This window comes from Pelomonas dachongensis (genome assembly GCF_043555865.1).
Lineage (GTDB): Bacteria > Pseudomonadota > Gammaproteobacteria > Burkholderiales > Burkholderiaceae_C > Pelomonas > Pelomonas dachongensis.
In genome coordinates this window covers 283845-296756 of the sequence record NZ_JBIGHY010000004.1, presented here as the reverse complement: position 1 = coordinate 296756, position 12912 = coordinate 283845, and the positions used below count along the sequence as shown (strand labels likewise).

The 12912-nt window shown below is 69.3% G+C and carries 9 protein-coding genes; 7 read left to right on the top strand and 2 right to left on the bottom strand.

The window, feature by feature from the left end; all coding sequences use genetic code 11:
* Positions 1–7: 7 nt before the first annotated feature.
* Together ACG02S_RS13445 and ACG02S_RS13440 are read right to left on the bottom strand one after the other, a co-directional pair.
* Positions 8–1267 carry a cyclic di-GMP phosphodiesterase gene (locus tag ACG02S_RS13445; RefSeq protein WP_394470965.1) on the bottom strand — a complete coding sequence of 420 codons (1260 nt, stop codon included), beginning with the start codon at positions 1265–1267 and terminating at the stop codon, positions 8–10.
* A gap of 128 nt (positions 1268–1395) precedes the next feature.
* Positions 1396–2040, bottom strand: a complete 645-nt coding sequence (locus ACG02S_RS13440) for a c-type cytochrome (RefSeq protein WP_394470964.1) — start codon at positions 2038–2040, stop codon at positions 1396–1398.
* 88 nt (positions 2041–2128) lie between these two features.
* On the opposite strand from ACG02S_RS13440, the gene ACG02S_RS13435 reads away from it, so the two are divergent.
* From ACG02S_RS13435 to ACG02S_RS13405, 7 genes are read left to right on the top strand one after another with little or no spacing between them, the layout of a single operon-like run.
* A complete protein-coding gene (locus ACG02S_RS13435) occupies positions 2129–2983 on the top strand; it encodes an AAA family ATPase (RefSeq protein ID WP_394470963.1) in 855 nt (284 codons plus the stop codon).
* Positions 2983–3210 (top strand): hypothetical protein, encoded by a 228-nt coding sequence (locus ACG02S_RS13430; RefSeq protein ID WP_394470962.1) that lies wholly within the window; start codon positions 2983–2985, stop codon positions 3208–3210. The genes ACG02S_RS13435 and ACG02S_RS13430 overlap by 1 nt, the downstream gene beginning before the upstream one ends.
* Positions 3207–3815 carry a GNAT family N-acetyltransferase gene (locus tag ACG02S_RS13425; protein WP_394470961.1) on the top strand — a complete coding sequence of 203 codons (609 nt, stop codon included), beginning with the start codon at positions 3207–3209 and terminating at the stop codon, positions 3813–3815. The genes ACG02S_RS13430 and ACG02S_RS13425 overlap by 4 nt, the downstream gene beginning before the upstream one ends.
* A complete protein-coding gene (locus ACG02S_RS13420) occupies positions 3812–5830 on the top strand; it encodes a S9 family peptidase (protein WP_394470960.1) in 2019 nt (672 codons plus the stop codon). The genes ACG02S_RS13425 and ACG02S_RS13420 overlap by 4 nt, the downstream gene beginning before the upstream one ends.
* 22 nt (positions 5831–5852) lie before the next feature.
* Complete coding sequence (locus tag ACG02S_RS13415) at positions 5853–7043, top strand: vWA domain-containing protein (RefSeq protein ID WP_394470959.1); 1191 nt, start codon at positions 5853–5855, stop codon at positions 7041–7043.
* A gap of 12 nt (positions 7044–7055) precedes the next feature.
* Entirely contained in the window at positions 7056–8906 is a 1851-nt protein-coding gene (locus tag ACG02S_RS13410) for an autotransporter assembly complex protein TamA (RefSeq protein ID WP_394470958.1), read from the top strand.
* Positions 8903–12901 carry a translocation/assembly module TamB domain-containing protein gene (locus ACG02S_RS13405; RefSeq protein WP_394470957.1) on the top strand — a complete coding sequence of 1333 codons (3999 nt, stop codon included), beginning with the start codon at positions 8903–8905 and terminating at the stop codon, positions 12899–12901. The genes ACG02S_RS13410 and ACG02S_RS13405 overlap by 4 nt, the downstream gene beginning before the upstream one ends.
* The last annotated feature ends 11 nt before the right edge of the window (positions 12902–12912 follow it).

Here is a 12912-nt window from a genome sequence, read left to right as displayed (position 1 = left end):
GCACCCTCTACTTCTTGGGGTTCCAGAGGTCGTCTAGGTTCTTGAAGCCCCAGTTCTCCGCGGGCTCTCGGCCCACGATGCGGTCGCTGGCATGCTGTGCGCCGAGGTCGATGACCTGCAGCGGAATGGGCATGCCCGACTTGGTCGAGAAGAACACCTTGACCCGCGGCGCCACCAGCGACGCAGGGTTCTGGTCGACCACCACGCCGAGCCGGCCGGAATGCAGCCGCACCAGCGTGCCGGTCGGGTAGATGCCCACGCTCTTCACGAACGCCTGGAACACGACCGGGTCGAACTGGCCCTTCCACTGCGCCATGCGCTGCAGCGACCCCGCCGGGTCCCAGGCGGCCTTGTACGGCCGCGTGGACGTGATCGCGTCGTAGACGTCACAGACTGCGCCCATGCGCGCCATCAGGCTGATCTGGTCGCCAGCCAGCTTGTGGGGATAGCCGGTGCCGTCCATCTTCTCGTGGTGGTGCAGGCAGACGTCCAGCGCCGCGGCGGGCACCTTGGCGCCGTCCTTCAGCAGCTCCCAGCCGCGCATCGGGTGGCTGCGCATGATGTCGAACTCCGCGTCCGTCAGCGCACCGGGCTTGTTCAGCACGGCCAGCGGCATCTGCATCTTGCCGACGTCGTGCAGCAGGCCTGCCAGCCCGGCCTCGCGTACCTCGTTGTCGCCCAGGCCCATCTGCCGGCCCAGCGCCACCATCAGGCCGCAGACGGCGATGGAGTGCATGTAGGTGTAGTCGTCCTTCGTCTTCAGCCGGGCCAGACTGACGAAGGCCGACGGGTTGCGCGCCAGCGACGAGGTGACCTCGTCCACGATGGGCAGGCAGACCTCGGAGTCGATGGCCTTGCCCAGCCGCGCCTCGCCGAACAGCGCGACCACGGCGACCTTGGCCCGACCCAGCACCTGCGCGGCGCGGTCGACCTCGTCTTCCATGCTGACCCGGGCCGGCGGCGCAGCGGGCGGCGACGGCGCGGCCACCACCGGCTCCGGGGCGACCGCTGGCGCGGGCTCTGCGGGCTCTGCGGGTTCGGCGGCTTCTGCGGGGGCGTCCGGGGCCGAAGGCGGCGGCGCGACATCGTCACCCTTGGCATCGTCGATCCAGACCGCCGGCACCCCGCTGCTCTTCAGCGCCGCCAGATCGGCGGCCTCCGTCAGGACGAACTTCGTCTTCCAGAACGGGTGGGAAAGCCAGCTTCCCTCCAGCGACTGGATGTACATGCCCAACCTCACCTCCGAGGCAGGGATCTTCTTCAGCATGCGGCTTGTTTCATGTAACGCCCAGTATCACCGCCGCTCTCCCGCTGTCACCGTGCAGCCTGCACGCTTTCGCGCCGCACATAAAAAAGCCGCCTGAAAGAGGCGGCTGGTGCGGAAGCGTAAAGCGCTCAGCGCAGCTTCTTCTGCGGCACGGTGGCGAGTTCGGTCGGCAGCGTGCTGATGTAGGCCGCCATGGCCTTCAGCTCCGCATTGCTGAACTGCTTCACCTGGCCCGCCATCACGCCATTGGCGCGACCGACGCTGGCGTTGCGCTCGGTCTTGTAGGACTTCAGCGCCACGGTCAGATAGTCGGCATGCTGGCCTGCCAGCTTGGGGTAGCTGGGGTCGATGGGCTTGTTGAAATTGGCGCCGTGGCAGGAGATGCAGGCGCCCTTTTGCAACAACTCGGCCACGTTGGCCGGTGCTGCGGGCACCGTCTCGGGCGCGACCGGCAGCTTGGCCTGCTGCTCGTAGAACGCGCCGAGGTCGGCCATGTCCTGCTCGCTCAGCGAGGCGGCGATGCCGCGCATGGTCGGGTGCTTGCGGTCGCCCTTCGCGTAGCCCTGCAGCGCCGCGACGATGTACTTCGCGTTTTGCCCCGCGATCATCGGCACCTTGTGGATCTCGGGGAAGCTGGCCTGGTAGCCCACGATGCCATGGCAACCGATGCACATGGCAATCTTCTTCTCACCCGCCTTCACGTCCTGGGCCAGGGCACCAGACATGCCAACGGCAGCGGCCAGGGCGAACGAGATCTGCAGCAGTTTTTTCATGGTCCCCAGGGGTTCGTGTTCTTGAGCGGCGGCGATTATAGGAGGCCTCCTATACTGATCCGAAACCCTCCCAACCCCGGTTTTCCCCATGAAATTCCAAGGTTCCGACCAGTACGTCGCCACCGCCGATCTGATGCTGGCGGTCAACGCCGCCGCCACGCTGCAGCGACCGCTGCTGATCAAGGGCGAGCCGGGGACCGGCAAGACCATGCTGGCCGAGGAGGTCGCCAGCGCTTTGGGAATGCCGCTGCTGCAGTGGCACATCAAGAGCACGACCAAGGCGCAGCAGGGCCTGTACGAGTACGACGCCGTCAGCCGGCTGCGCGACTCGCAGCTCGCCGGCATCGAAGGCAGCGAGCGCGTGCGCAACATCGAGAACTACATCGTCAAGGGCGTGCTGTGGCAGGCGTTCGAGGCCGACCGGCCGGTCGTGCTGCTGATCGACGAGATCGACAAGGCCGACATCGAGTTCCCGAACGACCTGCTGCGCGAAATCGACCGCATGGAGTTCTACGTCTACGAGACGCGCCAGCTCGTGAAGGCCAAGCACCGGCCGCTGGTGTTCATCACCTCCAACAACGAGAAGGAGCTGCCGGACGCCTTCCTGCGCCGCTGCTTCTTCCACTACATCAAGTTCCCCGACGCCGAGACGATGAAGAAGATCGTCGACGTGCACTTCCCGACGCTCAAGAAGGACCTGCTCGCCGCGGCGCTGAAGAACTTCTACGACGTGCGCAACCTGCCCGGCCTGAAGAAGAAGCCCAGCACGTCGGAACTGATTGACTGGCTGAAGCTGCTGGTGGCCGAGGATGTGCCGGTGGACGCGCTGCAGGCCCGGGATGACAAGGTCAGCATTCCGCCGCTGGTGGGGGCGTTGCTGAAGAACGAGCAAGACCTGACGCTCTTCGAGAAGCTGGTCTTCATGCAAAGAAACAACCGCTGATGACACAACCTGACTTGAACCGCGCGGTGCGCGAGGGGCTGGCCGATGCCGTCGGCTTCGTCCTGGGCGCGTTGGCGGGCTGGGGGCTGGGCCGCATGCTCGGCGTCGACTTCATCAACAGCAAGGAATGGGACACAGCGCAGATGGGCGCGCTGGTGCTCATCGTCGTCGGCTGCGGCGTGGGCCGCTGGGCGGCGCGACGCCTGATGCTGAGAGACCCGCAGTGAAGCCCGTCGGCCCGGTCACGCTGGCCGCCGGGCCCGTGCGCCTGGTGCCGCTGGCGCTGGCTCACGTGCCAGGCCTGCAAGCCGCTGCGGCGGATGGCGCGCTGTGGAACCTGCGCTTCACCAGCGTGCCGACGTTAGACGAGACGCCGGGCTACGTGGAGACCGCGCTGGCGGCCCAAGCCGCCGGTCACCGCCTGCCCTTCGCGGTGCTGGATGCCGCGAGCGGCGAGGTGCTGGGTTCCACCAGCTATCACGACATCGTGCCCGCCATCGATCGCGTCGAGATCGGCTACACCTGGTACGCCCGGCGTGTGCAACGTAGCGCCGTCAACACCACAGCCAAGCTGCTGCTGCTGACGCACGCGTTTGAGACGCTGGGTGCGCAGGTCGTCGGCTGGCGCACCGACAACTTCAACCACGCGTCGCAACGCGCCATCGAGCGGCTGGGCGCCAGGCGCGACGGCGTGATCCGGCATCACGCGCTGCGCCGCGATGGCACGGTGCGTGACACCGTCATGTACAGCTTGACCGCGGGCGAATGGCCCGAGGTCAAGGCGCATCTGAACTGGCAACTCAGCCGACCGAGATCCTCCACACCGCAATGAGCAAGCACAAGAACTTCGACGCAGGCTTCACGGTTGAGGCCCTGTGGGCACTCGACCGCATCGGCGAGCCCAGCCTCAGCCCCGATGGCGCGCAGGCCGTGGCCGCCGTCACGCGGTATTCGATGGAGACGAACAAGGCGCAGGCCAGCCTGTGGCTGTTCTCCACACTGGGCGGCGAGCCGCGCCGGCTGACCGAGGCCGGCGACAAGGACGGTAGCCCGCAGTGGAGCCCGCGCGGCGACCTGATCGCCTTTACCGCCAAGCGTGAACAGGGCGGGCACAAGGACGACGAACCGCAGCTCTACGTCATCGCGCCGGACGGCGGCGAGGCGCGCCGGGTCGGCAACGTGCCCACGGGCGTCGAAGCGTTCAAGTGGTTCCCCGACGGCCAGCGCATCGCCTTCGTCTCCTGGGTCTGGCCCGACCTGAAGGCTGCCGCGCAGGCCGATGCGTTGCAGGCCTTCAAGGCGCGCAAGGAGACCGCCTACGTCACCGACGAGGCGCTGTTCCGCTACTGGGACCACAACCTGCCCATGGGCCGCGTGCCGCACCTGCACGTGATGGACGTGGGCAGCGGCAAGGTGCGCGACCTGTTCGAGGGCAGCGCCTGGGAGCTGAGCCGCTCCGAGCCCGATGCCAACACCTTCGACATCGCGCCGGACGGCAAGCGCATCGCCTTCGCCTTCAATCCTGCGGCGCAGAAGCAGCTGGGCGACCGCTTCGCGCTGGCAGAGATCGACGTGCGTTCGCGCCAGGGCCTGACGCTGCTCCAGCACAGCGACTGGCACTTCGCTGCGCCGCGCTACAGCCACGCCGGCGCCCACCTCGCCTTCGTGGCAAGTCACCAGGCGCTGGGACACAACCAGCCCGACCAACTCGCCGTGCTGGACCAACAGGGCCGCTGGGCCGTGTTCAGTGGCGACTGGGATCGCGAAGTGGCCGCACCGTTGCGCTGGGCCGCCGACGACCAGCACGTGCTGTTCGCCGCCGAAGACCGTGGCCGGCGCCACTTGTGGCAGTTCGCCCTGGGTGACCGGCGCGTCGAGCCGCTGTTCGAAGGCGGACACGTCGGCAGCTTCGCGCAGGCAGCCGGCTTCACGGTCATCAACCACGACGGCGTGGCCTTCCCGCCGCAACTCTCGGTGCTCGACGGTGAAGGCGGGGCACGCCGCATTGAGGCGCTGAACGACGCCCGCCTGGCCGCGCAGCGCTTCGGCCGTCACGAGGACGTGACCCTCACCGGCGCGCGCGGCGACGACGTGCAGATGTGGCTGATCTACCCGCCCGATTTCGATCCGAAGAAGAAATGGCCGGTCATGCACGTCATCCACGGCGGGCCGCACACCGCCTTCGGTGACAGCTGGCACTGGCGCTGGAACCATCAGGCCTTCGCGGCCCAGGGCTACGTGGTGGCCTGCGTGAACTACCACGGCTCCTCCAGCTTCGGCCATGAGTTCCTGGACTGCATCACCGGCCACTGGGCCGAGTACGAACTGCAGGACGTGGAGGCCGGCACCGACTGGCTGCTGAAAAAGCCGTGGGTCGACAAGAAGCGCATCGTCGCCACCGGCGGCAGCTACGGCGGCTACATGGTGGCGTGGATGAATGGCCATGTGAAGCCCGGCCGCTACCAGGCGTATGTCTGCCACGCGGGCTGCTACGACTGGCAGGGCATGTATGCCGACGACGCCTACAACTGGCATCGCAAGGAACTGGGCGCCGCGTACTGGGAAGACCCCGCTCGCGTCGCGGCTCAAAGCCCTCACGCATCGGCCGCCCGTTTCAAGACACCCACGCTCGTCATCCACGGCGCGCTGGACTACCGCGTGCCGGACGCGCAAGGCCTGGCCTACTACAACACGCTGAAGTCGCTGGGCGTACCAGCGCGGCTGGTGTGGTTCCCGGACGAGAACCACTGGATCCTGAAGCCCCGCAACAGCCGGCTCTGGTACGGCGAGTTCTTCGCCTGGCTGGCGCAGCACGGCGGAACGCCCGGTCACAAGTCGGGCGTCTAGGCACTCTGATAATCGGCCGGCCATGCTGATCCAGTTCTTCTACACGCTGCGCGCAGCCAAACTCAAGGTGACGGTGCCGGAGTACCTGACGCTGCTGGAAGCGCTGCAGGCGGGCGTCATTGCCGGCCCCGAAGACGGCGGTGTCGCGTCCATCGACGACTTCTACCACCTGGCCCGCGCCAGCCTGGTGAAGGACGAGACCCAGTACGACAAGTTCGACCGCGCCTTTGCCGCCTACTTCAAGGGCGTGGAGATGCTGACCGACTTCACGGCCGAGGTGCCGCTGGACTGGCTGAAGAAGAACCTGGAACTGAACCTGACGCCCGAGCAGAAGGCTGCCATCGAGAAGATGGGCTGGGACGAGCTGATGGAGACGCTGAAGAAGCGCTTCGAGGAGCAGAAAGATCGTCACGAAGGCGGCAACCGCTGGATCGGCACCGGCGGCACCAGCCCTTTCGGCAACTCGGGCTACAACCCGCAGGGCGTGCGCATCGGCGGCAAAGGGGCCAACAAGAGCGCGGTCAAGGTGTGGGAGCAACGCGCCTACCGCGACTACGACGACGCGCTGGAACTGGGCACGCGCAACATCAAGGTCGCGCTGCGGCGCCTGCGCCGCTTCGCCCGCGAGGGCTCCGCGTTGGAGCTGGACCTGGACGGCACCATCCACGGCACGGCCGCCAACGCCGGCATGCTGGACATCCGCATGCAGCCGGAGCGCCACAACAAGGTCAAGGTGCTGCTTCTGATGGATGTTGGCGGCACGATGGACGAGCACGTTCACCGCGTCGAGGAGCTGTTCTCCGCCGCCAAGAGCGAGTTCAAGCACCTGGAGTTCTACTACTTCCACAACTGCGTCTACGACTTCGTCTGGAAGAACAACCGGCGCCGCTTCGCCGAGAAGCTGAACACCTTTGATCTGATCCGAAAGTACAACAAGGACTACAAGCTCATCTTCGTCGGCGATGCGACGATGAGCCCCTACGAGATCCTGCAGGTCGGCGGCAGCGTCGAGTACAACAACGACGAGGCCGGCGCCGAATGGCTGCAGCGCCTCACCCACGCATTCCCGAAGTACGCATGGATCAACCCCGAACCGCAAGGCGTCTGGCAGTACCGGCAGAGCATCGCTCTGATCCAGCAGCTGATGCAGCAGCGCATGTTCCCGCTGAGCCTGTCCGGCCTCGAAGGCGCAATGCGCCTGTTGAGCAAATGAGGTAGCAGCCTGATGACCCGACTGATCGCGCTGCTGCTGTCCGCAGCGCTGCTGGCCGGCTGCTCCGCACTGAGCCCCAAGCCTTCCGAACCCGCCACCGGTCTGCCCGCGCCCGTACCGGCGCCTGACGCGGCAGCCGATGCGCCGGCCGTCTATGACCTCGCCATCGAGGTCGACGGCGACACGCGCGACAACGATCTGCGCAAGCTGCTCGGCCAGCACCTCGACATCGCCCGCTACCGCGCCAGCGAGGCCGCACTGAGCCGCGTCGAGCTGGCCCGCCTTGCCGCGGCGGCGCCCGCCCAGGCCCAGACGCTGCTGGAAACCGAGGGCTACTTCAACGCCAGCGCCGACGTGGAGCGCGACGCGGACGATGCCTCGCGGCTGCGGCTGAAGGTCACGCCGGGGCCTCGCACGGTCGTGTCCCACGTCGTACTGGAGTTCCAGGAGGGCCTGGCGCAGGACGGCGCCGGCAACGCCGATGCATTGGCGCTGCGCGACGCGCTGCGCCGCGCCTGGCCGCTGTCCGAGGGCAAGCCTTTCACGCAGGGCCAGTGGGGCAGCGGCAAGAGCGACCTGCTGGTACGCGCCCGCACCGGCGGCTTCCCGCAGGCGCGCTGGGCCGAGACCAACGCGCGCGTGGACCCCGACAACAACACCGTCGAGTTGCGGCTGGTGATGGCCAGCGGCAACCGCGCGAAGCTGGGCGAGTTGCGCATCGAGGGCCTGCAGCGCCAGAGCCGCGAGTCGGTCGTGCGGCTCGCCGCCTTTGATCGGGGCGAGCCCTACACCGAGCAGAAGCTGACCGAATTCCAAGAGCGCCTGGCCAAGACGCAGCTGTTCGACGCGGTGCGCGTGCAGTTGCAAACCGAGACCGTCGAGGCCGATGGCACCAGCCCCGTGCTGATCTCGCTGACCGAGTCGTCGCTGCAGCAGGCCACCGTGGCCGTGGGCTACCACGCCAACAACGGCCAGAGCATCAGCGTGGAACACCTGCACCGCCGGCCTTTCGGCCAGTCGGTACGGGCGCGGTCCAAGGTGCAGCTCAGCCGCGACCTGCGCGGCGTGGAGCTGGAACTCAGCTCGCATCCGCAGCCCGACCTGAAGCGCAACCTCGCGTCGCTGCAGTTCGAGCAGGACCGCACCGGCGACACCATCGCGCAGAACCTGGGCCTGCGGCTGGGGCGCATTTACGAGTCGCCGCAGGACGACAAGCTGACCTATGTCGAGCTGCTGCGCGCGCGCGAGACCGCTGCCAGTCAGGTCAACACCAACCTGGCCATCTCGCTGAACCAGCAGTATGTGCGCCGCCGTCTGGACAGTTCGCTGCTGCCCACCCAGGGCTACCAGGCGCTGCTGCTCGTCGGCGCCGGCCACGTGCGCGGCGGCGGCACGGACGACAGCGGCCCCTTCAGCCGCCTGCAGTTCAAGCTGGGCTACTACAAGCCGCTGGGCGGCTGGTTCGGCTCGGCCCGCGCCGAGGTGGCGCAGGTCATCGCGCGCGAGCAGGTCGGCGTGCCGGAGAAGCTGCGCTTCCTGGCCGGCGGCGACGAGTCCGTGCGCGGCTACGCCTACCGCAGCCTCGGGCCGACCGAGAACGGTCTGACCGTGGGCGGCCGCGTGCTGGCCACCGGCAGCATCGAGGTCGCGCGCCCGTTCACAGCCAGCCTGCCCAGCGTGCTGGGCGCGGTGTTCGTCGACGCCGGCAATGCGGCGTCGCGGTGGAACGACTTCAAGCCCGTGCTGGGCTACGGCGCTGGCGTGCGCTGGCGCAGCCCGGTCGGCCCGCTGCGCATCGACGTCGCGCGCGCGCAAGAGACCGGCAAGTGGCGGCTGCACTTTTCAGTCGGAGTCACGCTGTGAGGCGCTCGCTGCGCGTGCTGCGCGCCACGCTGATCGGCGTGGCAATCGTCGTCGCGGTCGCGGTGGCGTTCATCACCTGGCTGCTGCAGCGCCCATCCGGCGCCGCCTGGCTGCTGGCCCATGTGCCCGGCGTGCAGGTCGAGTCCCCCGAGGGCTCGCTGACCGGAACCTTCCGCGCCAGGCGCCTGCTGCTGACCTGGGCCGGCGGCACGGCCGAGCTGAGCGGGCTGCGCTGGTCGGGCCTGGGCGCCAGCTTCGGGTCGCGCCAATTGCGTGCTTCAGAACTGCAGGTCGACGAGATCCTGATCCGTACCCAGCCCAGCACGAGCCCGCTGGTCGCGCCGCAAGACCTGTCCCTGCCGGTGGGCGTGCACATCGGCCGGCTGCAGGTCGGCAGCCTCAGCTGGGCCGCCGACCAGCCGCCCCTGCGCGAGCTGGACGCCGAGGTGCAACTCCCGCGCAGCGGCACCCACCACCTGAAGCTGAAGAGCGCGCGCTGGCAACACCTGCTGGTGGGCGGTGAGGCCAGGGTCGACAGCGCCGCGCCACTGCACACCGAGGCCACGGTCAACATCCAGCAGCAGGCCGCGACCGAGTTGCCCTGGGTGGCCGTGGCAGCTGCGCGCGGGCCGCTGGCCCAGCTGGCCGCCAAGGCCGAGTTCGAGGCCGCCGAGCAGAAGCTCAAGGCCGAAGGCCAGATCCTCCCGTTCGCGCCCTGGCCCGTCACCACGCTGCAGCTGCAGGCCGACAAGTTCAACCTCGCCGCGCTGCAAGCGCTGGTGCCAGGCCTCCCCCGCACCGCGCTGACCGGCACAGCCCGGCTCAACGCGCCAGCCCGCGACGCAGAGGCCACGCTGCAGGCCAGCCTTGCCAATGCCATCCCAGGCCGCTGGGACCAGGGGGCGCTGCCGGTGCACCAGCTCACGCTGGCCGTCGCCGGCCGGCCCGATCAGCTCACCAGCCTGCGCCTGACACAGCTGGACGCCCAGCTGTCCGGCGGCGGCCGCGTGCAAGGCCAGGGCAAGCGCGAAGCCGACGGCCGCTGGCAACTGGACGCGCGCGTGCAAGGTCTGCGCCCCGAGGCACTGGACGCCCGCGCCGCGCCGGCGCGGCTGGACGGCCCGCTGGCTGTGTCCGGCGGGCCCAGCCAGCCGCTGCAGGCCCGGCTGGACCTGCGCGGCACGCTCGAGCAGCGCCCGCTGCGGCTGCAGGCACGCGTGCAAGGCCAGCTGCACGAGCAAGGCAGCCAGTGGCAGATCGAGGAGGCCCGCCTGACCAGCGGCGAGGCGCAGCTGCAGGCCACCGGGCGTGTCGACACCACCACGCCGACGCAGGGCCCGACGCAGGTCGCCGCGAAGCTGCAGGCCCAGCTGCGCCAGTTCGACCCGCACCTGCTGTGGCGCGGCGAGCCCGGCTCGGCCTGGGCGCGGCTGCCCGCCCCCACCCGGCTGAATGCCGACGCCACGCTGGACGTGCAGGGCCACAGCGTGGACAACGCCACCGGCACCGCCGACGCGACGTTGCTGCCCGGCCAGTTCGGCGGTCTGCCACTGGACGGCCGCGTCAAGCTCAGCCGCGCCCGCGTGGCCGACCCCGCCGCGTTCGACATCGACGCGCGTCTGGGCCAGAACCGCGTGCAGGCCAGCGGCGACGCACGACCCGACGCGGTCGCGGCCAAGTTCAAGCTGCAGGCGTCGAAGCTGGCGGAGTTGAACCCGCTGCTCGCGCTGTTCAAGCAAGGCCCCGTCGCCGGCAACGTCGAGGGCGACGGCGATGTCGGCCTCGCGCGCGTGAAGCCCGTCGCCGCGTTGGGCAAGCTCGGCAAGCTCGCCCCCAAGGCCATGCCTGCCGCGGTCTGGCAGCTGGGCGGCAGCGGCAACGCCACGCTGAAGGCCGTCAGCGCCCCCAACCTCTCGGTGGAAAGCGCCAAGGCGCGCTGGGCGCTGCCGCTGCCCGGCGAGGGCGGCGACGCGCCGCTGATGCTGCAGCTCGAAGCCGGCGGTGTGCGCCAGCCGCAGGTGCAGCTCAAGCTCGTCAAGCTCGAGCTGCAGGGCAAGCGCAGTGCGCATGAAATGAAGGTGCAGCTGGCCGGCCGCGTCCCGCGTGACCCGCAGGACTTGAACCTCGGCGCCACGCTGCAGGCCCAGGGCGGCTGGGACGGCAGCGCCTGGACGGGCCGCATCGCCCGGCTGGACGTGGCCCCGCTGCGCCCCAACACGCCGGCCACGCTGGCGGCCAGCAACGTCGCGCTGCGGGTGGGCCTGGGCGACGACGGCCTGCAGGTGTCGGCAGAACCCGGCCGCGCCGAGGTGGGCGGCGCCTTTGTGCGCTGGCAGACCTTGAGCTGGCGGGGTGGCAACAAGCCTGAAGGACGTGCCGATTTGCAGCTGGAGGACCTGGCCGTCGCGCCGCTGCTGGCACGCTGGCAGCCGGACTTTGGCTGGGGTGGCGACCTGCGCGTGACCGGCCACGCCTCGCTGCTGTTGAATGACCGGCTCAGCGGCGAAATCCTGCTGGAGCGTCAGGGCGGCGACTTGCACGTGACCGACGAGTTCGGCACCCGCTCGCTGGGCCTGAGCGACCTGCGACTGGCGGTCAACGTCAACGACGGCGTCTGGACCATCGCCCAGGGTCTGGCCGGCCGCGAGCTGGGCAGCCTGGGCGGCGCCATCACGCTGCGCCCCACCGGCCTGCTGCCCGATGCGCAGACGCCGGTCGAGGGCGTGCTGCAGGCCAACGTCGCACAGCTGGCCACCTGGGGCGCCTGGGTGCCGGCCGGCTGGCGGCTGGCCGGCCGGGCAGCGGCTGAAATGCAGCTGTCGGGCCGCGCCGGGGCGCCGCAGCTGAACGGCCGCATCGAGGCCGACGGCCTGGCGCTGCGCCACCTGCTGTACGGCGTCGATTTCACTGAGGGGCGCTTCGCGCTGGACCTGAAGGGCCAGCACGCCGAGCTGACGCGGCTGGAAGCCAAGGGCGGCGACGGCTGGCTGCGTGCCAGCGGCCGGGCCGAACTGGGCGCTCAGCCCACCGCGCACATCGAGCTGAAGGCCGACAAGCTGCGCGTGCTGTCGCGAGTGGACCGACGCATCGTCGCCAGCGGCGAAGCCACGCTGGACCTCGACGACAAGGGCCTGAACCTCGTCGGCAAGCTGCGCGCGGACGAAGGCCTGATCGACTTCACGCGCGGCGACGCGCCCGCGCTGGCCGGCGACGTGACGGTGCTGCGCGGTGCACGCGATGCCGGCCCGAAGGACCCCGCGGCGCCACCAGCGCCCCAGGCAGCGCGCAACTCGCAGATCAACATCGCGCTGGACTTCGGTCGCGATTTCAAGGTCCGCGGACGTGGCCTGGCGACGAAGCTGCGCGGCCAGCTTGCCATTCAACAAAAGGACGGCAACCCGCTGCGCGTGACCGGAAAGCTGGACGCCGATGGCGGCCAGTACGCGGCCTACGGCCAGAAGCTGGACATCGAGCGCGGCGACATCACGTTCACCGGCACGCTGGACAACCCGTCGCTGGACCTGCTGGCCGTGCGGCCCAACCTGGATGTGCGCGTGGGCGTGTATGTCGGCGGCACGGCCATGTCGCCGCGCGTGAACCTGTACTCCGAGCCCGACATGAGCGATACCGACAAGCTGTCGTGGCTGCTGCTGGGTCGCGCGCCCGATGGCCTGGGCCGCACCGACACGGCGCTGCTGCAGCGCGCGGCGGTGGCGCTGCTCAGCGGCGAGGGCGAAGGCGCCACCGGCCGCGCGCTGCGGCAGCTGGGGCTGGACGAGCTGTCGCTGTCGCAGAGCGACGACGACACGCGCGCCACCATCGTGCGGCTGGGCAAGCAGATCTCGCGGCGCTTCTACCTCGGCTATGAGCGCAGCCTGAACGAGACCACCGGCAGCTGGCAGCTGATCTACCGCATCGCGCAGCGCTTCACGCTGCGGGCCCAGACCGGCGACAACACCGCGCTGGACCTGATCTGGCAGTGGAAGTGGAACTGAAGCCGCCCGCC